Consider the following 20,389-nt stretch of genomic DNA (forward strand, 5'->3'; position numbering starts at 1 on the left):
CCCGCACGGCCGCGCCCCGGGCCGGACCGTCAAGACGGCCGCCGTGTGATCGAGCTAACCGGGGAAGGGCGGCAGCGGTACGTCACCGGCGGACGCCGGGCCCATGTGGTCCAGGCGGCGGAGGATCACGCCCTCCCGGAGGGCCCAGGGGCAGATGTCCAGGCATTCGACGCCGAAGAGGTCCATCGCGCCCTCGGCGACCAGGGCTCCGGCGAGCAGCTGGCTCGCGCGGGCCTCGGAGACGCCGGGCAGTTCGGCGCGCTCGGCGGCGCTCATGGCGGCGAGCCTCGGCACCCAGCCCTCCAGGGACTCCCGTTTCAGCTCGCGCTGGACGTACAGGCCGTCGGCGGAGCGGGCGGCGCCGGCGATCCGGGCGAGCTGCTTGAAGGTCTTGGAGGTGGCCACCACGTGGTCCGGCGCGCCGAGGCGGCTGAACTCCCCGACCGTACGGGCTATCTCGGTGCGCACGTGCCGGCGCAGCGCCCGCACGTCACCCGGCTCCGGCGGGTCGCCGGGCAGCCAGCCGGCGGTGAGCCGGCCGGCGCCCAGCGGCAGGGACACCGCGGCGTCGGGCTCCTCGTCCATGCCGTAGGCGATCTCCAGGGAGCCGCCGCCGATGTCGACGACCAGCAGCTTCCCGGCCGACCAGCCGAACCAGCGGCGGGCGGCGAGGAAGGTCAGCCGGGCCTCCTCCGCACCGCTGAGCACCTGGAGCTCGACGCCGGTCTCCTCGCGCACGCGCGCGAGGACGTCGTCGGCGTTGTCCGCCTCGCGCACGGCGGAGGTCGCGAACGGCAGCAGTTCCTCGACGCCCTTGTCCTCGGCGGCCCGGAGCGCCTCGTGGACGACCGAGACCAGTCGGTCCACCCCGCCGGAGCCGATGGCGCCGTTGCCGTCGAGGAGCTGGGCGAGGCGCAGGTCGGCCTTGTGCGAGTGCGCGGGCAGCGGGCGGGCGCCGGGGTGCGCGTCCACCACCAGCAGATGCACCGTGTTCGAACCCACGTCGAGGACACCGAGTCTCATGTACGGAACGCTACTGCCCGCCGCGCGGTGTGTTGCCCCCTTCGGGGCGGACGAGGCGGTCCCGGGCAGCGGCGCGGGCGACTTACCCTGGACGCGTGCCAAAGACGAAAAAGGCGAAGGACGCAAAGCCGGACAAGAAGGCCGTGAAGGACAAGAAGGCCGGGTCGGCCGGGGGTTCTTCGCGGGTGACAGCACCGCAGCAGCCGGGGGCGGCGCCGGCGGACGACGAGAAGGGCCTCGACTTCGCCCGCGCGTGGGTGGAGTTCCCGGATCCGGCGGACGACGAGCAGGTCTTCCGCTGTGACCTGACCTGGCTGACCTCCCGCTGGAACTGCATCTTCGGCAGCGGCTGCCAGGGCATCCAGGCGGGCCGCGCGGACGACGGCTGCTGCACCCTGGGCGCGCACTTCTCGGACGAGGACGACGAGAAGCGGGTGGCCGGGCACGTGGCGAGGCTCACGCCGGACATCTGGCAGCACCACGCGGAGGGCACCCGTAACGGCTGGATCTCCGAGGACGAGGACGGCGACCGTCAGACCCGCCCGTTCCAGGGCTCGTGCATCTTCCAGAACCGGCCGGGTTTCGCGGGCGGCATGGGCTGCTCGCTGCACATCCTCGCCCTCAGGGAGGGCCGCGAGCCGCTGGAGACCAAGCCGGACGTGTGCTGGCAGCTGCCCGTCCGGCGGACCTACGACTGGATCGACCGGCCCGACGACACGCGCGTACTGCAGGTGTCGATCGGCGAGTACGACCGGCGCGGCTGGGGACCGGGCGGCCACGACCTGCACTGGTGGTGCACCTCGGCGACCTCCGCGCACGGCGCCGGGGAGCCGGTGTACGTCTCCTACCGCGCGGAGCTGACCGAGATGATGGGCAAGGCCGGCTACGACCGGCTGGCCGAGCTGTGCGAGGAGCGGCTGGCCGCGCAGCTGCCGCTGCTGGCGCCGCATCCGGCGGACCCCGCCTGACCCGGCCTCAATCCGCCTGACCCCGCCTGACCCCGTCCGGGCGCGCCCTACGGCGTGGCTTGGGCCGGCTCGCCGCTGCCCTCGGCCGGCACCGGCTCGGAGGGCGTCGGGCCGGTGGGCGTCGGGCCCCCGGTGGTGGGCTCCGGGGCGGGCGAGGACGGCGGATCGCTCGGCGCGGGCTCCGCGGGCTCCGAGGGCTGCGGTGCCGTGGGGGTGGGCTCCGGGTCGGACGGTGACGGCGGGGGCTCGCTCGGGGCGCCCGGGTGCGGGGTGCCGGGACCGCCCGGGTGGCCGGAGGACGGTGCGGAGGGGGCGGGGCCGTAGCCGTCGATGGTCACGGCGGAGCCGGCGGGCGAGACCGCCACGGTGGCGCTCCAAGGCCCCGACGGCTCGCGCAGCTGGTCGACGTACACGCTGATCGTCACCGACTCGCCCGGGGCGAGCGTGCCCGACGACCGGCTGAGGTAGAGCCAGGACGCTCCCGTCGACGCGGACCAGCGGACCGGTCCGTGACCGGTCGCCCTCAGCGTGATCAGTGTGGTGTCGCCCCTGTGGTCGGCCGTGACGTCCATCGCGGCGGCGCCCGCGCGGCCCGCTCCGGCGACACCGACGACCTCCACGGACACGTCCGCGCCGCCGTCCTCGTCGAAGCGGGGGCCGGGGCGGGTGCGGGCGTTGCCGGTGTTCTCGTAGCCGCCGCCCGCCCCCTCGCCGTCGAGGTCGACGGTGGCGCCGTCCTCCCGCGCGGAGGCCGACCGGCCGTCCTGGGCCTCGCCCACGGGGGTGCCGCGGTAGGCGGCCCACAGCGCCAGCACCGGTGCGGCGACGACGGTGGCGACCACCGTCGTCGTGACGGCACGCGCGCGCAGGCGGTCCCGCCGCGCGGCACGGTCCTTGGGGTCCATCGGGAAACCGCGCCGGTCGAAGCGGGGCGCGGCGCCGCGCGCGCGGGAATGGTGCGCCACGGCGGCGCGCAGGGCCGCGCCGGGCGCCGGGAGGACGGGCAGCGCGTCCGGGGTGACGCTGGTGCCGGGCCAGCGGCCAGGGATGGCCCGCTCGGCGCCCCGGCGGCAGCGCGGGCAGTCGTCGACGTGCCGGACGAGTTCGCGGCGCAGGGTCGCGCTGAGCACCAGGCGGCGGTCGCCGGTGAGATGCGCCACGCCCGGGCAGGCGCCGGTCTCGACGACGGCGAGCGCCGCGCGGGTGCGTTCCACCTCGCAGGCCGCGGCGGCGAGCAGCTCCCGCGCGGCGGCCGGTTCCATGCCGAGCACGGCGGCGACCTCCGGGGCGGCGAGCCGGTGGCGCACAGCGAGTTCCAGTGCCTCGCGCTGCTCCGGGGTGGTGCCGGCGGCCTCCGGCCAGGCCAGCAGCGCCAGTTCGCGCCGGCGCCGCTCCTGGACCTCCTCGGAGACGGCCGGGGCGGCGGCGGTCCGTGCCGTGCGCCGCCGGTCGGCGCGCCCCACGGCGTGGGTGGCCTGACGCCTCTGCCGGGCCTCCGCCAGCTTGCGCAGACACGCCCAGCGGGCCAGCGCGTACAGCCAGGCCCGGCGGTCGCCGGGCTCCTCGGGGACGTGCCGGCCGCGGCGTTCCGCCAGGGTGAGGACGTCGGCCAGGGCGGCGGTCGCCGCGTCGTGGTCGCAGAGCACGGACAGGCAGTAGGTGAACAGGCCGTCCAGATGGGGTTCGTAGCGGCCGGCCGGCCGCTGCGCCAGCGTGCGCGCGGCCCCGCGGTCACGCACCTCCCGGTGCGCCCGGCGTGCTCCGGTCGTGCGGGTCGAGGTCTCCGGGCCACTGCTCATCATTCGGCGACCGTAGGCGGCCGGGGACGGCGCCTTCGGGAGCCCTGCGGACTTTTAATCCGTACGGGTGAAACGATCCCTCAATCGGGGACAGGAACCTTTCGCTGCCGGTGAGCGGGCCCGCGGCGCGGCCCGGCCGCGGGGGGCCGGCGAGGGTGTGGCGGGTCGTTGTCAGTGCGTGCCGCTACCTTTTCCGCATGGCTGCCCGTACCAAGACCACCAAGGACCGACCGTCCTACCGCTGCACCGAGTGCGGCTGGCAGACGGCCAAGTGGCTCGGGCGCTGCCCCGAGTGCCAGGCCTGGGGGACGGTCGAGGAGTACGGCACGCCCGCGGTCCGTACGACGGCGCCCGGCCGGGTCACCACCTCCGCCGTGCCCATCGGCCAGGTCGACGGCCGCCAGGCCACCGCCCGCTCCACCGGAGTGCCCGAGCTGGACCGGGTGCTCGGCGGCGGCCTCGTGCCCGGCGCGGTGGTGCTGGTCGCGGGTGAGCCGGGTGTGGGCAAGTCCACGCTGCTGCTGGACGTGGCCGCCAAGTCGGCGAGCGCGGAGCACCGCACGCTCTACGTCACCGGGGAGGAGTCGGCGAGCCAGGTCCGGCTGCGCGCCGACCGCATCCACGCCATCGACGACCACCTGTACCTCGCCGCCGAGACGGACCTGTCCGCCGTGCTCGGCCACTTGGACGCGGTGAAGCCGTCCCTGCTGATCATGGACTCGGTGCAGACGGTCGCGTCCCCGGAGATCGACGGCGCCCCGGGCGGCATGGCGCAGGTGCGGGAGGTGGCCGGGGCGCTGATCCGGGCCTCCAAGGAGCGCGGGATGTCGACCCTCCTGGTGGGCCACGTCACCAAGGACGGGGCGATCGCCGGCCCCCGCCTGCTGGAACACCTGGTGGACGTCGTCCTGCACTTCGAGGGCGACCGGCACGCGCGCCTGCGCCTGGTGCGCGGCGTCAAGAACCGCTACGGCACCACGGACGAGGTCGGCTGCTTCGAGCTGCACGACGAGGGCATCACGGGCCTGGCCGACCCCAGCGGGCTCTTCCTGACCCGCCGTGACGAGCCGGTGCCGGGCACCTGCCTGACGGTGACCCTGGAGGGCCGCCGCCCCCTGGTCGCCGAAGTGCAGGCGCTCACGGTCGACTCGCAGATCCCCTCCCCCCGGCGCACCACCTCCGGTCTGGAGACCTCCCGCGTCTCCATGATGCTGGCGGTGCTGGAACAGCGCGGCCGCATCAGCGCCTTGGGCAAACGGGACATTTACTCCGCGACGGTGGGCGGGGTGAAGCTCTCCGAACCGGCCGCGGACCTGGCCGTCGCGCTGGCGCTGGCCTCCGCGGCGAGCGACACCCCGCTGCCGAAGAACCTGGTCGCGATCGGCGAGGTCGGCCTGGCCGGCGAGGTGAGACGGGTCACGGGCGTCCAGCGCAGGCTCGCCGAGGCGCACCGCCTGGGCTTCACCCACGCCCTGGTACCGGCCGATCCGGGGAAGGTCCCGCAGGGCATGAAGGTCCTGGAAGTGGCGGACATGGGCGACGCGCTGCGGGTCCTTCCGCGCTCCCGTCGCCGAGACGCCCCACGGGAGGAGGAGGACCGCCGGTAGACTTTGCCCAGGTCTCGCCCGTCCGTACGAACCGCGGGGGCCTCCAGAACCTGCGACCGGAGGAGTGCAGTGGCAGCCAACGACCGGGCAGCAGCTCCCGGAAAGTCCGGTGGGAGTGCCGGTTCCGATGGCCTGATGCGCGCCTCGCTGAGCGCCGTGGCACCCGGTACCGCCCTGCGTGACGGCCTGGAGCGGGTGCTCCGCGGCAACACCGGCGGTCTCATCGTGCTCGGCAGCGACAAGACCGTCGAGGCGCTGTGCAGCGGCGGCTTCGTGCTGGACGTCGAGTTCACCGCGACCCGGCTGCGCGAGCTGTGCAAGCTGGACGGCGGCATCGTCCTGTCCTCGGACCTGTCCAAGATCCTGCGCGCGGGCGTCCAGCTGGTGCCCGACCCGACCATCCCCACCGAGGAGACCGGCACCCGGCACCGCACCGCCGACCGGGTCTCCAAGCAGGTCGGCTTCCCGGTCGTCTCGGTCTCCCAGTCGATGCGCCTGATCGCGCTGTACGTCGACGGCCACCGCCGGGTCCTGGAGGACTCGGCGGCGATCCTCTCCCGCGCCAACCAGGCGCTCGCCACGCTGGAGCGCTACAAGCTCCGCCTCGACGAGGTCGCGGGCACCCTGTCGGCGCTGGAGATCGAGGACCTGGTGACCGTCCGGGACGTCTCGGCGGTCGCGCAGCGGCTGGAGATGGTCCGCCGCATCGCCACCGAAATCGCCGAGTACGTGGTCGAACTGGGCACCGACGGTCGCCTCCTCGCCCTCCAGCTGGACGAGTTGATCGCGGGGGTGGAGCCGGAGCGCGAGCTGGTCGTCCGGGACTACGTCCCCGAGCCCACCGCCAAGCGCTCCCGCACGGTCGACGAGGCCCTGTACGAGCTGGACGCGCTCACCCACGCGGAGCTGCTGGAGATGCCGACGGTGGCCCGCGCCCTCGGGTACACGGGCTCCCCGGAGACCCTGGACTCGGCGGTGTCCCCGCGCGGCTTCCGGCTGCTGGCGAAGGTGCCGAGGCTGCCGGGCGCGATCATCGACCGGCTGGTGGAGCACTTCGGCGGACTGCAGAAGCTGCTCGCCGCCAGCGTGGACGACCTGCAGACGGTGGACGGCGTCGGTGAGGCACGGGCCCGCAGCGTCCGCGAGGGCCTGTCACGACTGGCGGAGAGCTCGATCCTCGAACGCTACGTCTGATCCGGGGCTGGGCGGCCCCGGCGGATACACCGGACGGGACCGGTCCGGTCCGGTCCGGCTCAGGCACGACGCCGGAATCACGCCGGACCGAACCGGGCACGGCGCCGGGATCACACCGGACCGGTCCGGCTCAGGCACGGCGCCGGGATCACGCCGGACCGAACCGGGCACGGTGACGGAATCACGCCGGACCGGTCCGGCTCAGGCACGGCGCCGGGATCACGCCGGACCGAACCGGGCACGGCGCCGGGATCACACCGGACCGGAAACGGGGGCCAAACCACGCCGGACGGCGGCGGCCGTCGAGGTGCGGGACGCCAACCGGGCCGGACCGGGAACGAGGACCGGACCAGGCCGTGTCAGGCACGGAGGCCGAGACCGGCCGCATCGGACCCGGTGACCGGACCGGTCACACCGACCCGCGCGGCACAGGAGCCGGCTCCTGTCCCGGCCCGCGCCCTGCCCCGGCTGTCCCGGCTGCCCCGGCCCGCGTAGGGGCCGGCGTCCGGCTCCGGGTCAGTCGCGCTCCAGCACGAACGACGTCTGCACCTTCGCGAACCCCGGTGCCTTCGCCTCCACCAGATAGGTGCCCGCACCGGCCGACCCCGCCTTGGGCGTCTCGCACTGCGGCGCGCTGGGCTTGCGGTCCCACTTCACGGTGTAGGTGATGCTGTCCTCGGCAGGCACCCGGAACACCAGGCTCCGCGCACCCTTCGGGCAGTCGTCCGACGCCCAGTACGCGTCGTCGCTGTCCGCCTGCGTGATCGTCAACACCGCGCTGTCCGGCCCGAGATCGACCTTGCAGTCGCTGCCGGAGATGTTCCGCGCGGTGAGCAGGAACGTGGGCGTCTGCCCGGGCTCATAGGTGTTGTGGGCGCTGCGCAGGCTGAACTTGACCGCGCTCGCGGTGCAGTTGGGCAGTGCGGACCCGGATCCGGCCGGCAGCGCGTCACCCGCGCCGACCCCGGCGGACGTACCGCCCTCGGAGCCGCCGCCTGCGCTGCCCCCGGCACCGTCGGACCCGCCGGACCCGCCCGAGCCGCCCGACCCACCCGAGCCGTCGGCGCCGCCGCTGTCCGCCGGGTCGCCGTTGGCCCCGTCGTCGCCCGTCCCGGACGACGATCCTCCGGAACCGTCCGATCCGCCGTCCTCCGACTCGTCACGGCCGCCCGGCGCCTGACTGATCGCCGGTCCCGAACTCGACGGCCCCGGTGTGATGGACGGCGCGGGATTCTTGCCGTTGGCCCCGTTCCCGCGGTCGCCGCCGCCCCCGCCGCCCGCGACCACCACCCAGGTGATCAACAACGCCAACAGGGCCAGCACGGACAGCAGTACGGCCCTCCGTCGCCAGTAGATGGTGGAGGGAAGCGGCCCGACCGGATTGCGCAGAGATCCCACGGCGCAAACTGTACGAGAGATCGGCGCGTTCGCTTGTCCCACCCGCCGCTCCGAGCCACAACTTTTCCGGATCATCATCCCGGAAACCGCCCGCCACCCCTGTCCTTCGTCGGGTACGGGACGCGACGATCGCGGGGTGTGACCGTTCCGGCACCTCGCCTACGGTCCGTGACCATGGACTTCGTCGACAACGGGCTCTACCGCGACATCACCGAGTACGCCCGGGACACCCCCACGTGGATACAGCACACGGCCGAGATCGGGACGGAGGCCGGACTGCTGGTCTTCGTCGCCCTGTTCGTGGCCGGCTGGTGGCGGGCCCGGCACGCCGGCACCCGCGCGTTCGCGATCGCGGCCCTTGCACCCGTGGCCACGGCTGTGGCGTACGTGTGCAGTGAGGTGCTCAAGTCCGGTGTGACGCAGGAGCGTCCGTGCCGTGCGGTCGCCGGCGCCGCCGCTCCCCTCGCCGAGTGCCCGCCGCACGGCGACTGGTCGTTCCCGAGCAACCACGCCACGATCGCGGGCGCCTCGGCCCTCACCCTGGTCCTGGTCCGGCGCGCGCTCGTCTGGCTGACCGTCCCGCTGGCCCTGCTGATGGCCTTCTCCCGGGTGTTCGTCGGCGTGCACTACCCGCACGACGTGGCCGCGGGGCTGCTGCTCGGCGCCGTCCTCGCCCTCACGGTCGTACGGCTGGGCACGCGTCCGGCCACGCGGCTCGCCACGGCGCTGCGCGGCTCCCCGGCGCCCGCCGCGCGGTGGCTCGCCGGGCCGGGCCCGGCCCCCGTCACCGAGCGGCCCGCACCGCCGTACACCACCCACCGCCGCCGCTGACCGCCGTACGGGAGACACCCGCCCCGAAGGGCGGGCTCATGGGGTCGCCAGGCCCGCCTCGTGGGCGACGATCGCCGCCTGTACGCGATTGCGCACGCCGAGCCGGTCGAGAACCGCGCTGACGTACGCCTTCACCGTGCCCTCGACGAGGTGCAGCCGGGCGGCGATCTCCGGGTTGGACAGTCCCGCCCCGACCAGGCCGAGCACCTCGCGCTCGCGTGGGCTCAGCACCGCCACGCGCGCCCGCGCCCGGGCCTCCCGGGCCAGCCGTCCGCCGCCGTCGGCCCCGCCCAGCCCCTCGATGACGTACCGGGCCACCTTGGGCGACAGGAAGGCCGCGCCGTCCGCCACCGCCCGCACGCCCGCGATGAGTTCGTACGGGTCGCCGGACTTGAGCAGGAATCCGGTGGCACCGCCGCCGAGGGCGCGGGCCACGTAGGCGCGTTCGGAGAAGGTGGTGAGCATCGCCACGGCCGTGCCGGGGACCGTGCGGACGATCTCCTCGGCCGCCGCGAGGCCGTCCAGACGGGGCATGCGGATGTCGAGCAGCGCCACGTCGGGGCGGTGCGCCCGGGCCAGTTCGACGGCCTCGCGGCCGTCGCCCGCCTCGGCGACGACCTCCGTCTCCCCGCCGCTCGCCAGGATGGCGGACACCCCGGCGCGCACCATCGCCTCGTCGTCGGCCAGCAAGACCCTGATCACGGTGTCAACTCCTCGTTTCCCTCCCGCCGTTCGCCGGACAGGCCGACGCGCGGGATCACGTCCTTGGCGGCCAGGCGGTCCTCGTCGTCGAAGCAGAGCCGGAAGTGGTCGACGGAGACGAAGAGCTCGCCGCTCGCCCGGTAGTAGCGGCAGTCGGTGCCCGCGGGCGGCGCGGGCGCGCGCTCCGACGGCGGGTCCCGCACCTCCCGGTCCGGCAGCACCCGCGCGACCTCGCCGGCCGGCGCTCCCGGACGCAGGCCCGCGTACGCGGCGGGCTCCAGTACCGAGTGGGTCTCGGTGTACGCGTACCAGGCGAGGCCGGAACCGACCAGGACGACGCCCGCGCAGGCGGCGGCGCCGAGTCCGGCGGCCACCCGGCGGCGGGCGCGGGTGAAGGGCGCGGACGCCGGGCGCGGCGGCCGGGCGGCCGTGGCCGCCGACGCCGGGACGTACGCCCGGACCCGGTACCCGCCGTCGTGCGGGCCCGCCTCGAAGGTGCCGCCGACGGCGGTGACGGCGGCCCGCAGCCCGACCAGGCCGGAACCTCCTCCAGCGGGCGGGGAACTGCGCTCGGCCGGCCGTCCGTTGGTGACGGTGACGGCCGCTCCCCCGCTGCCGTCCCCCGTCACCGCCACGACGACGGGGGCGCCCGGCGCGTGCCGCGCCGCGTTGGTCAGCGCCTCCCTGGCCACCCGGTGCAGCAGCCGCTCGGCGACCCCGCCGGGTGCGGGCGCCGTGTGCGCTCCGCCGGACTCCCAGCGCACCGGCAGCCCGGACTCGGCGGCCCGGGCGACGAGTTGCTCGACGTTCTCCCCGGCCGGGGCGAGCGGCAGGGGCTCGTCGTCGTCCTCCCGCAGCACGCCGATGATGCGGTGCAGCCGGTCCGTGGCGTCGGCGGCCGCCGCGCGCAGGTCGGCCGCGGCGGCCCGGTGGTGGCCGGCGAGGCCGGGGGCGACCTGGAGGGCGCCCGCGCGCAGGGCGATCAGGCTCAGCTCGTGCCCCAGGGAGTCGTGCATGTCCTGGGCGATCCTGGCCCGCTCGCGCAGCCGGGCGCGTTCCTCGGTGAGCCGCTGCTCCTCCTCCAGGCGGGCCGCCCGCAGCCAGCCCGCCGCGGTGAGCTCGCGGCTCTGCCGCCAGTAGCGCCCGCCGAGCCAGGGGAGCACACAGCCGAAGAGGAGGGTGCCGGCCAGGACCAGGCCCTCGGGTGCCGGGTCGACCCCGGCGACCGCGATCCGCGCCGTGCCCGCGCAGCCGACGGCGGCGCAGCACAGCGCCGCGGGGACGGTGCGGTCCGCCCGCAGTCCGAGCAGCAGCGCGAACACGCCGAGCGCCGGGCCGTAGGAGACGCTGAACAGTGCCGGGGCGGCGGCGAGGCTCAGCGCGGCCGTCAGCCCGAAGGCCGCCAGGGGCCGGCGCCGGGACAGGGCGGTGGCGGCGGCGAGCAGCGCGACTCCGGCCGCCTGCTGCCAGAGGGCGCGCGGCTCGTTCATCCCGAGCCGGTCCGCGGTGAGCGCCGGCCCGGCGAGGGCCGCCCAGAGCAGGCAGTCCCTGCCGAGCGCGGTGAGGCGGGCGGGTTCCATGCCGTCGACGCTACAAGCGGGCGCCGGGGTGGCACTGCTGCCGATCGTCAGGTTCCCGTCACCCTCGTCACCCTCCGGGATGCTTCGGGTTCCCCCCGCCTCCGCCGTGGCGGTCCCCCCGCAGGCGGGCCCCGGCGTGGCAGCATCGACGGGTCATGACTGCTCCCACGAAGCCCCCGCAGGGTGGCACCGCCGATTCCGCGCCCGAGCGTGCTCCCGGTGAGCCGCTGCACTCCCCCGTCATCGACTGGTTCGACGAGCACGCCCGGGATCTTCCGTGGCGGCGCCCGGAGGCCGGTGCCTGGGGGGTGATGGTCAGTGAGTTCATGTTGCAGCAGACCCCGGTGAACCGGGTGCTGCCCGTCTACGAGCAGTGGCTGGCCCGCTGGCCGCGCCCCGCCGACCTCGCCGCGGAGGCGCCGGGCGAGGCCGTCCGCGCCTGGGGCCGGCTCGGCTACCCGCGCCGCGCGCTCCGTCTGCACGGCGCCGCCGTCGCCATAACGGAGCGGCACGGCGGCGACGTACCGGCCGACCACGCCCAGCTGCTGGCGCTGCCCGGCATCGGCGAGTACACGGCGGCGGCCGTGGCGTCGTTCGCGTACGGGCAGCGGCACGCGGTGCTGGACACCAACGTCCGCCGGGTGTTCGCCCGCGCGGTCACCGGTGTGCAGTACCCGCCGAACGCCACCACCGCGGCCGAACGGCGGCTCGCCCGCGCGCTGCTGCCGGAGGACACGCCGACCGCCGCGCGGTGGGCGGCGGCCTCCATGGAGCTGGGGGCGCTGGTCTGCACGGCGAAGAACGAGTCGTGCCACCGCTGTCCGATCGCCGCGCAGTGCGCCTGGCGGCTGGCGGGCAAACCGGCCCACGAGGGTCCGCCGCGCCGCGGCCAGACGTACGCGGGCACCGACCGTCAGGTGCGCGGACGGCTGCTGGCCGTGCTGCGGGAGGCGCACGGGCCGGTGCCGCAGACCGCGCTGGACCGGGTGTGGCACGAGCCGGTACAGCGCGCCCGCGCCCTGGACGGTCTGGTCGCCGACGGTCTGGTGGAGCCGTTGCCGGGCGGTCTGTACCGGCTGCCGCTGACCTGACGCACAGCCGTCCCCGGGCTCCCGGGCCCCCCGCCCTCGGCCACGACCGGTCACATCACCCGATAACCATCCCAACCCGTCTCCTGCTGCTCCGCGTCCCGTCGTCCGTTACACAACCGACGGACAGCCGAGGGCTGGCCGCAGGCTGCCTCGGACAGTGCCGTGACAACGCCTCCGTACCTTCGAACGCGTGCCCACCGAGGACACGACGACCACGGAACACGGGCAGGGCCATCCGGCGCGCACGGGCGCGCCGGTACGGGGAGCGGGAGGCGGTTCACCATGACGCAGAGCGAGGTGCTCGACTTCGAGGAGTACGTCCGCACCCGGCAGGACGCACTGCTGCGCAGTGCCCGCCGCCTGGTCCCGGACCCCGTGGACGCGCAGGACCTGCTGCAGACCGCGCTGGTGCGCACGTACGGCCGCTGGGAGACCATCGAGGACAAGCGGCTGGCCGACGCCTACCTGCGCCGCGTCATGATCAACACCCGGACGGAGTGGTGGCGCGCCCGCAAGCTGGAGGAGGTGCCCACCGAGCAGCTCCCGGAGGCCTGTGTGGACGACTCCACCGAGCAGCACGCCGACCGCGCCCTGCTGATGGACGTACTGAAGGTGCTCGCCCCGAAGCAGCGCAGTGTCGTGGTGCTGCGACACTGGGAGCAGATGTCCACGGACGAGACGGCCGCCGCCCTCGGCATGTCGGCCGGAACGGTCAAGAGCACGCTGCACCGGGCGCTCGCCCGGCTCCGCGAGGAGCTTCAGGCGCGGGAGACGGACGCACGCGCGCTGGAGCGTGAGGAGCGGGAGCGTTGCGCGGCCTGACCGGCACGGGAACCACCCGGGCGGCGATGACGGTGACGGCCGTGCTCGCCGCCGCCGTGCTGTTCGTCGCCGGCTGCGGCACGGGCGGCACCGGGACGCGGGACGAGGGGCCCGCGCACGCGGACCCGGTGGCGAGCCCGGCCACGCCGACGTCCTCGCCGTCGCGGCCCCCGGACCGGGTGGACGCGGTCCGGCTGATCAAGGCGGACCCGGAGGTCTCGACGGAGGTCAAGCGGGAGCTGGAGCCGTGCGTCGCCGACGAGTACCCGGTCGACGTGAGCTACGGCAGCCTCACCGGGGGGTCCGTGGACGACGTCGTCGTCAACGTGCTGACCTGCGGGGACGCCGTGGGTGTCGGCTCGTACGTGTACCGCGACCAGGGCGGCGCCTACGTGAACGTGTTCGCGGCCGAGGAGCCCCCGGTGTACGCGGAGATCGATCGGGGGGACCTGGTGGTGACCAAGCAGGTGTACGACCGGGGCGACCCCGTGTCGAGTCCGTCCGGCGAGAACGTGATCACCTACCGCTGGGCCGCCGGCCGGTTCGCCGAGAAGTACCGCACGCACAACGACTACGGGCAGGTGACCGGTGCGCAGCCGGCACCGGCGCCCGCCGGCTGAGACATGGCGCACGGCGTGCACCGGCGGGAGCGCTCCGGCCGGTGCACGGCCGTGCCCCCACCGCGCGGTCCACGCGACCGCCGGACGGACCGAGAGAACACGAGGACTGAGAGCACCGGGATGGCAGACCAGACCCACGTCCTGTTCGTCGAGGACGACGACGTCATCCGCGAGGCCACCCAGCTCGCCCTGGAGCGGGACGGCTTCGTGGTCACCGCGATGCCCGACGGGCTGTCGGGCCTGGAGGCGTTCCGCTCCGACCGGCCGGACATCGCGCTCCTCGACGTCATGGTGCCCGGCCTCGACGGGGTGAGCCTGTGCCGGCGCATCCGGGACGAGTCGATGGTGCCGGTGATCATGCTGTCGGCGCGTGCCGACGCGATCGACGTGGTGCTGGGGCTGGAGGCGGGCGCCGACGACTACGTGACCAAGCCGTTCGACGGCGCGGTCCTGGTGGCCCGCATCCGCGCCGTGCTGCGCCGCTTCGGGCGGGCGGCCGGCGGCCGCGAGGAGCGGGAGGCTCCGGACAACGGGGGCATGCTCGCCTTCGGCGAACTGGAGATCGACACCGAGGGCATGGAGGTGCGCAGGGCCGGGGAGCCGGTGGCGCTGACACCGACCGAGATGCGCCTGCTGCTGGAGTTCTCCGCGGCACCGGGCACCGTGCTCTCCCGCGACCGGCTGCTCGAACGGGTGTGGGACTACGGCTGGGGCGGTGACACCCGGGTCGTCGACGTCCATGTGCAGCGGCTGCGGACGAAGATCGGCCAGGACCGCATAGAGACGGTCCGCGGCTTCGGTTACAAGCTGAAGGCCTGAGCGGGCGGATGCGGGGGTACTTCCGGGGCCTGGTGGCGGCGTGCGTCGACCGGGTGGGCATCGGTACGGGTCTGCGGTGGAAGCTCAGTGCGGCCATCGCGCTGGTCGGGGCGCTGGTGGCGCTGGCGCTGAGCCTGGTCGTGCACAACGCGGCGCGGGTGTCGATGCTGGACAACGCGCGGGACCTCGCCGACGAGCGCATCATGATCGCCCAGCGCAACTACGAACTGTCCGGGCGGCTGAACTTCCCCAACACCAAGATCGACGACCCGGAGCTGCCGAAGGAGCTGCGGGAGAGGGTCGAGGCGGGCCGGCGGGCCACCTATGTGGCCGACCGGGGCGGGGCGCCGGACATCTGGGCGGCCGTGCCGCTGAAGAACGGGCATGTGATGTCCCTGCACTCCGGGTTCACCGACCGCAGCTCGGACATCCTCAAGGATCTCGACCAGGCGTTGGTGATCGGTTCCATCGCGGTCGTGCTGGGCGGCAGCGCGCTCGGCGTGCTCATCGGCGGGCACCTGTCACGCCGGCTGCGCAAGGCGGCCAGCGCCGCCAACCGGGTCGCCAAGGGCGAGACCGACGTCCGGGTGCGCGAGGCCATCGGCGGGGTGGTGCGGGACGAGACGGACGACCTGGCCAGCGCGGTGGACGCGATGGCGGACGCGCTGCGGCAGCGGCTGGAGGCCGAGCGCCGGGTCACCGCGGACATCGCGCACGAGCTGCGCACTCCGGTGACCGGTCTGCTGACCGCCGCCGAGCTGCTGCCGCCGGGCCGGCCGACCGAGCTGGTGCTGGACCGGGCCAAGGCGATGCGCACCCTCGTCGAGGACGTCCTGGAGGTGGCCCGGCTGGACAGCGCCTCCGAGCGGGCCGAACTGCAGGACATCCTGCTGGGCGAGTTCGTCGCCCGGCGGGTGGCCGCCAAGGACCCGGGCGTCACCGTGCGGGTGGTGCACGAGTCGGAGGTCACCACCGATCCGCGGCGGCTGGAGCGCGTGCTGTTCAACCTGCTCGCCAACGCGGCCCGGCACGGCGCGCCGCCCATCGAGGTCACCGTCGAGGGCCGGGTCATCCGGGTCCGCGACCACGGGCCCGGGTTCCCCGAGGGGCTGCTCGCCGACGGGCCGAGCCGGTTCCGCACCGGCAGCGCGGACCGGGCCGGACGGGGGCACGGGCTGGGTCTGACCATCGCGGCGGGACAGGCCCGGGTCCTGGGCGCCCGGCTGACCTTCCGCAACGTACGGCCGGCGGGAGCGCCGGAGGGTGCGCCGGCCGAGGGCGCGGTCGCCGTGCTGTGGCTGCCGGAGCACGCGCCGACGAACACCGGCAGCTACCCGATGCTGCCGCAGTAGGCGAACGGGCCGGGGGCGCCGGCGCCGCGCGTAGCCGACGTACGCGCGCAGGAGGCGAACGGACCGGGACGCCGCGAGCGCCAGCAGCCGACGTACGCGCGCAGGAGACGAACCGACCGGGGCGCCGCGGGCGCGAACAGCCGGCGTGCGCGGCGACGGCGGTCGCGTCGAGGTCCGGGTCGGCCCGGTCCCGGTCCATCGCGTCCTTGGCCGGCCTGGACTGACGCGCCCTGTCCCTGCGACCGGCGGTGGCACGGGGGGCTGGCTGCCAACGGGCCGGGGCCGGCGGGACGCGGAAGGCCCCCGGGGACGCGTCCTCGGGGGCCCTCGTGGCGCCGGTGGGGGTCAGACCGGTTCGGTCACCGCCATCGCCGACGCGCCGTCGTCCTTGCCCTTCTTCTCGGGGCCCGCGCCCTTCAGCGGGACCTCCTTCACGAACACGGCCGCCACCAGTGAGATCACCGCGATCGCCGCGCCCAGGAGGAACGCCGCGTGCGTGCCCGAGGAGACCGCGTGCTGGTAGGCCTCGCGTGCCGCCTCCGGCAGCTGCGCCAGGCTCGCCGCGTCCAGCTGGGCGGACTGCTCGGTCACCTTGGAGCCCAGCGCACCGGCCCGCTCGGCCATGACGTCCTGGACCCGGCCGTTGAACAGCGCGCCCATGATCGCGACGCCGAAGGACGCGCCGAGGGTGCGGAAGAGGGTGGTGGACGAGGACGCCACGCCCATGTCCCTCATCTCCACGCTGTTCTGCGCGACCAGCATGGTGATCTGCATCAGACAGCCCATGCCGAGGCCGACCACGGCCATGAACACGCCGGAGGTGAAGCGGGAGGTGCCGGTGTCCATCGTGGAGAGCAGGTACAGGCCGACGATCATCAGCGCGCTGCCGAGGACCGGGAAGATCTTGTACCGGCCGCTGCTGGTCGTCACCCGGCCCGCGACCATCGAGGTGACCAGCATCGCGCCGAGCATGGGCAGCAGCAGCAGTCCGGAGTTGGTGGCCGAGGCGCCCTGCACGGACTGCTGGTACAGCGGCAGGAAGAGCGTGGCGCCGAACATCACGAAGCCGGTGATGAAGCCGATGACGGACATCAGCGTGAAGTTGCGGCTGCGGAAGATGTGCAGCGGCACCACCGGCTCGGCCGCCCTGGTCTGCCAGAACACGAAGCCGACGAGGGACGCCACACCGAGGCCGATCAGTTCCATGATCCGCGCGGAGGTCCAGGCGTACTCCGTGCCGCCCCAGGTGGTGACCAGCACGACGGCGGTGATCCCGACGGTCAGCAGCGCGACGCCGAGGTAGTCGATGCCCGCCTCGGAGCGCTTCTTCGGCAGGTGCAGTACGGCACCCACGGCGGCCAGCGCGATCGCGCCGAGCGGCAGGTTGATGTAGAAGGCCCAGCGCCAGCCCCAGTTGTCGGTGATGGTGCCGCCGACGAGGGGCCCGCCGATCATCGCCAGCGCCATCACGGCGGCCATCATGCCCTGGTACCTGCCGCGCTCCCGGGGCGGGACGAGGTCGCCGATGATCGCCATGACACCGACCATCAGACCGCCGGCGCCCAGGCCCTGCACCGCGCGGAAGCCGATCAGCTGGCCCATGTCCTGGGCCATGCCGCTGAGCGCGGAGCCGATCAGGAAGAGCACGATGGACGCGAGGAAGGAGCCCTTGCGCCCGTACATGTCACCGAGCTTGCCCCAGACCGGGGTGGAAGCCGCGGTCGCGAGGGTGTAGGCGGTGACCACCCAGGACAGGTGCTCCAGGCCGCCCAGCTCGCCCACGATCGTCGGCATCGCGGTGCCGATGATCATGTTGTCGAGCATGGCGAGCATCATCGCGATCATGAGTGCGAGCAGGACCACCCGCACGCTGCGCGGCTGCTTGCCGCCGTCCGTCTGCGCGGCCCCCGCCGCCGGTGTCTCCGCCATGCCTCTCACTCCCCCGGCCACTCCCACGTGGCCACCGCTACTTACTTGCCGACCGGCTAGTTCACTTCACTGGGAAGTTAGTCGCGGAACTAGCCGGGCGTCAAGTAAGTTTTTGTCAAGGGCGGGTCGAGTAGGAGGATGGGCGGCACCATGGACGGCACGAAACAGCGGCGCCGCGGGAACACCCGCCAGCGCATCCAGGACGTGGCGCTCGAACTCTTCGCCGAGCAGGGCTACGAGAAGACCTCTCTGCGCGAGATCGCCGAGCGCCTGGAGGTCACCAAGGCGGCGCTGTACTACCACTTCAAGACGAAGGAGGAGATCCTCGTCGGCATCTTCGAGGATCTCTCCCGTCCGATGGAGGAGCTGATCGCCTGGGGGAGCGAGCAGCCGCACACCCTGGAGACCAAGCAGGAGATCATCCGCCGCTACAGCGACGCCCTCATGGGCGCGGCCCCGCTCTTCCGCTTCATGCAGGAGAACCAGGCCACGATCCGGGAGCTGCGCATCGGCGAGATGTTCAAGACCCGCATGCTCGGGCTGCGGGACATCCTCATGGACCCGGACGCCGAGCTGGTCGACCAGGTGCGCTGCGTCAGCGCCCTGTTCACCCTGCACGCCGGGATGCACGTCCTCCAGGACGTCGAAAGCGACCCCGAGGAGAAGCGCAGGGCCGTCCTCGAGGTCGCCATCGATCTGGTCACCCAGGCCCACCGGGGGGCCGGGCGCGCCTAGGCGCGGTGGGGTGCCGGGGTCAGACCTGGACGCCCTTGGCGCGCAGGAACTTCATCGGGTCCACGGCCGAGCCGTAGTTCGGGGTCGTACGGATCTCGAAGTGCAGGTGCGGACCGCTGGAGTTGCCGGTGTTGCCGGACAGCGCGATCTTCTGGCCGGTCTTGACGATCTGGCCGACCTTCACGTTCACCGACGACAGGTGGGCGTACTGGGAGTACGTCTTGTTGCCGTGCTTGATCACGACGGCGTTGCCGTACGCGGGGCCGTCACCGGCGCCGTTGCCGCCGGCCTTGACGACGGTGCCGCCGTGGGTGGCCACGACCGGGGTGCCGGTGGGGACGGCGTAGTCCTGGCCGCTGTGCTTGCTGGCCCACATGCCGCCGTTCTGGGCGAAGCTCGCGGACAGCTTGTAGTTCTTCACCGGGTCGACCCAGGACGCCGTCTTCTTGGCGGCGACCGTGGCGGCCTTCTTCGCCTTCGCGGCCTTCAGGGACTGCGCGGCCTTCTTGGCCTCGGCGGCCTTCTCGGCCTCCGCGGCCTGAGCCTTCGCGGCCTTGGCCTGGGCGGCGGCCTGGGCCTTCGCGGCCTTGGCCTGGGCGGCGGCCTGCGCCTCGACGGCACTGGCGACACCGGAGGCGCCCGTGGTGTCGGCGGCGGCCGCGACCCCGGCCCCCATCACGACCGAGGCCCCCAGACCGGCGGCCAGCACGGCCGCACGGGTGCGGATCAGGGACGTACGGGAGGAACGGGACGTGACGCGCTGGGACATCGAAACCTCGTAAGGGAGGGGACAGAGGAAAGCCACCGGCGAAACAGGTCCTTCGCCGTGGTGGCCATTCATTGGTAACCCCTCCACCCAGAAAGCCCCAAAGCGGTCTTCTACGAGACAACTTCGTACTTCCTGGGTGAGATGTACGTCTCTTGACAGAGCGCTCGAACGGGGCGAAAGCCCCATTTGAGGCCGATCGATCAGAGCTTCGCGCCAAATGTCCGTTTTGGTTTCAACGGGTTCACCACTATTCCGGCTAGTACCGGACGAAACGCCTGTGCGCCATGTCACCGGGGGGCCGATTCGGACATTCCATAAATGTGGCGCAGGCCTCTAGGCGCCTACCGCCCGGTAACCCTACGGTTCACCTCACGTCACCCTCGCAGACGAGCATGCACACGACACGTTGGCAGCGTTACGGACGTGAGAGGACCCCCCACGACATGACGAACAGACGCGCCTGGCTGCGCCGCGCCTCGGTCACCGCCGTCTCCGCGAGCGCCCTGGTGGCCCTGGCCGCCCCGGCCGAGGCGTCGACCGCCACCGCCGCGCCCACCGTCCGCACGGCGGCCTCCGCCGCCGCGGCGGACGTCGACTACGACACCTGGCAGCGGGACTGCCGGGCGGTCATGGACCAGGCCCTGCCGTATCTGAAGCAGCGGATCGCGGACGCCGGGCCGGGCGAGAAGCAGGCGCTCGTCCTCGACATCGACAACACCGCCCTGGAGACCGACTTCGGCTTCAGCTACCCGCAGCCCGCGAACAAGCCGGTCCTGGAGGCCGCCGCCTACGCCCAGGACCACGGGGTCGCCGTGTTCTTCGTGACCGCCCGCCCCGGCATCATCCACGCGCCCACCGCGTACAACCTCGACCAGGCCGGCTACGAGTCCGCCGGCCTGTACGTGCGGGGCTTCTTCGACCTCTTCCGGAACGTGGCCGAGTACAAGACGGCCCAGCGCGTGGACATCGAGTCCAAGGGCTACACGATCATCGCCAACATCGGGAACAGCGCCACCGACCTGTCGGGCGGGCACGCCGAGAAGACGTACAAGCTGCCGGACTACGACGGTCAGCTCTCCTGAACCGGCCGCACCGGCGCGAGCACGGAGAAAGGGGTCTGCCCCGGGACGTGTGTCCCGGGGCAGACCCC

18 protein-coding genes are annotated in these 20,389 nt (G+C 73.8%); 11 read left to right on the forward strand and 7 right to left on the reverse strand.

The genetic code is table 11. From position 1 onward, the window contains the following. Positions 1–54: 54 nt before the first annotated feature. Positions 55–1,023, reverse strand: coding sequence for a Ppx/GppA family phosphatase (locus FHX78_RS15170; protein WP_145867996.1), 969 nt, complete (start codon positions 1,021–1,023; stop codon positions 55–57). 95 nt (positions 1,024–1,118) lie between these two features. Between FHX78_RS15170 and FHX78_RS15175 the strand changes: the two genes are divergently transcribed. Continuing rightward, positions 1,119–1,991, forward strand: coding sequence for a DUF3109 family protein (locus tag FHX78_RS15175; protein ID WP_145867997.1), 873 nt, complete (start codon positions 1,119–1,121; stop codon positions 1,989–1,991). A 47-nt stretch (positions 1,992–2,038) separates the two neighbouring features. Here the strand turns inward: FHX78_RS15175 and FHX78_RS15180 are convergent, their stop codons facing one another. Beyond that, complete coding sequence (locus FHX78_RS15180; protein ID WP_145867998.1) at positions 2,039–3,793, reverse strand: BACON domain-containing protein; 1,755 nt, start codon at positions 3,791–3,793, stop codon at positions 2,039–2,041. Between the two features lie 194 nt (positions 3,794–3,987). Between FHX78_RS15180 and radA the strand changes: the two genes are divergently transcribed. Then, complete coding sequence (gene radA, locus FHX78_RS15185; RefSeq protein ID WP_145867999.1) at positions 3,988–5,397, forward strand: DNA repair protein RadA; 1,410 nt, start codon at positions 3,988–3,990, stop codon at positions 5,395–5,397. 69 nt (positions 5,398–5,466) lie between these two features. Next, positions 5,467–6,591 (forward strand): DNA integrity scanning diadenylate cyclase DisA, encoded by a 1,125-nt coding sequence (disA, locus tag FHX78_RS15190; RefSeq protein WP_145868000.1) that lies wholly within the window; start codon positions 5,467–5,469, stop codon positions 6,589–6,591. Positions 6,592–7,107: 516 nt separating this feature from the next. Here the strand turns inward: disA and FHX78_RS15195 are convergent. Then, entirely contained in the window at positions 7,108–7,989 is an 882-nt protein-coding gene (locus tag FHX78_RS15195; protein WP_145868001.1) for a hypothetical protein, read from the reverse strand. Positions 7,990–8,163: 174 nt separating this feature from the next. Here FHX78_RS15195 and FHX78_RS15200 point away from each other — a divergent pair, with 174 nt between their 5' ends. Beyond that, positions 8,164–8,820 (forward strand): phosphatase PAP2 family protein, encoded by a 657-nt coding sequence (locus FHX78_RS15200; protein ID WP_189908557.1) that lies wholly within the window; start codon positions 8,164–8,166, stop codon positions 8,818–8,820. A gap of 36 nt (positions 8,821–8,856) precedes the next feature. On the opposite strand, the gene FHX78_RS15205 is transcribed toward FHX78_RS15200, so the two are convergent. Both FHX78_RS15205 and FHX78_RS15210 read right to left on the reverse strand, forming a co-directional pair. Then, the gene (locus tag FHX78_RS15205; RefSeq protein ID WP_145868003.1) at positions 8,857–9,522 is read right to left on the reverse strand and encodes a response regulator transcription factor; all 666 of its coding nucleotides are present in this window, start codon (positions 9,520–9,522) and stop codon (positions 8,857–8,859) included. Beyond that, on the reverse strand, positions 9,519–11,102 hold the full coding sequence (locus FHX78_RS15210; RefSeq protein ID WP_145868004.1) for a sensor histidine kinase: 1,584 nt from the start codon (positions 11,100–11,102) through the stop codon (positions 9,519–9,521). Before FHX78_RS15210 ends, FHX78_RS15205 begins: the two co-directional genes overlap by 4 nt. Positions 11,103–11,257: 155 nt before the next feature. On the opposite strand from FHX78_RS15210, the gene FHX78_RS15215 reads away from it, so the two are divergent. The 5 genes from FHX78_RS15215 (at position 11,258) to cseC (ending at position 15,806) form a co-directional block, all read left to right on the forward strand. Next, positions 11,258–12,193, forward strand: coding sequence for an HhH-GPD family protein (locus FHX78_RS15215; protein ID WP_145868005.1), 936 nt, complete (start codon positions 11,258–11,260; stop codon positions 12,191–12,193). A gap of 282 nt (positions 12,194–12,475) precedes the next feature. Then, entirely contained in the window at positions 12,476–13,015 is a 540-nt protein-coding gene (locus FHX78_RS15220) for a SigE family RNA polymerase sigma factor (RefSeq protein WP_145868006.1), read from the forward strand. Further along, complete coding sequence (locus tag FHX78_RS15225) at positions 13,003–13,635, forward strand: hypothetical protein (protein WP_373313008.1); 633 nt, start codon at positions 13,003–13,005, stop codon at positions 13,633–13,635. The genes FHX78_RS15220 and FHX78_RS15225 overlap by 13 nt, the downstream gene beginning before the upstream one ends. A gap of 120 nt (positions 13,636–13,755) precedes the next feature. Next, the gene (cseB, locus tag FHX78_RS15230) at positions 13,756–14,454 is read left to right on the forward strand and encodes a two-component system response regulator CseB (RefSeq protein WP_145868007.1); all 699 of its coding nucleotides are present in this window, start codon (positions 13,756–13,758) and stop codon (positions 14,452–14,454) included. Positions 14,455–14,462: 8 nt separating this feature from the next. Next, positions 14,463–15,806, forward strand: coding sequence for a two-component system sensor histidine kinase CseC (cseC, locus tag FHX78_RS15235; RefSeq protein ID WP_145868008.1), 1,344 nt, complete (start codon positions 14,463–14,465; stop codon positions 15,804–15,806). A 345-nt stretch (positions 15,807–16,151) separates the two neighbouring features. On the opposite strand, the gene FHX78_RS15240 is transcribed toward cseC, so the two are convergent. Beyond that, complete coding sequence (locus FHX78_RS15240; RefSeq protein ID WP_145868009.1) at positions 16,152–17,735, reverse strand: MDR family MFS transporter; 1,584 nt, start codon at positions 17,733–17,735, stop codon at positions 16,152–16,154. A gap of 138 nt (positions 17,736–17,873) precedes the next feature. On the opposite strand from FHX78_RS15240, the gene FHX78_RS15245 reads away from it, so the two are divergent. After that, on the forward strand, positions 17,874–18,470 hold the full coding sequence (locus FHX78_RS15245) for a TetR/AcrR family transcriptional regulator (RefSeq protein ID WP_189908558.1): 597 nt from the start codon (positions 17,874–17,876) through the stop codon (positions 18,468–18,470). A 19-nt stretch (positions 18,471–18,489) separates the two neighbouring features. Here FHX78_RS15245 and FHX78_RS15250 read toward each other — a convergent pair whose 3' ends face one another. Continuing rightward, positions 18,490–19,239 (reverse strand): M23 family metallopeptidase, encoded by a 750-nt coding sequence (locus tag FHX78_RS15250; protein ID WP_145868011.1) that lies wholly within the window; start codon positions 19,237–19,239, stop codon positions 18,490–18,492. 443 nt (positions 19,240–19,682) lie between these two features. Here FHX78_RS15250 and FHX78_RS15255 point away from each other — a divergent pair, with 443 nt between their 5' ends. After that, on the forward strand, positions 19,683–20,321 hold the full coding sequence (locus FHX78_RS15255) for an HAD family acid phosphatase (protein WP_167531765.1): 639 nt from the start codon (positions 19,683–19,685) through the stop codon (positions 20,319–20,321). The last annotated feature ends 68 nt before the right edge of the window (positions 20,322–20,389 follow it).

Source organism: Streptomyces capillispiralis, from assembly GCF_007829875.1.
In the GTDB taxonomy this organism is placed as follows: Bacteria; Actinomycetota; Actinomycetes; order Streptomycetales; family Streptomycetaceae; genus Streptomyces; species Streptomyces capillispiralis.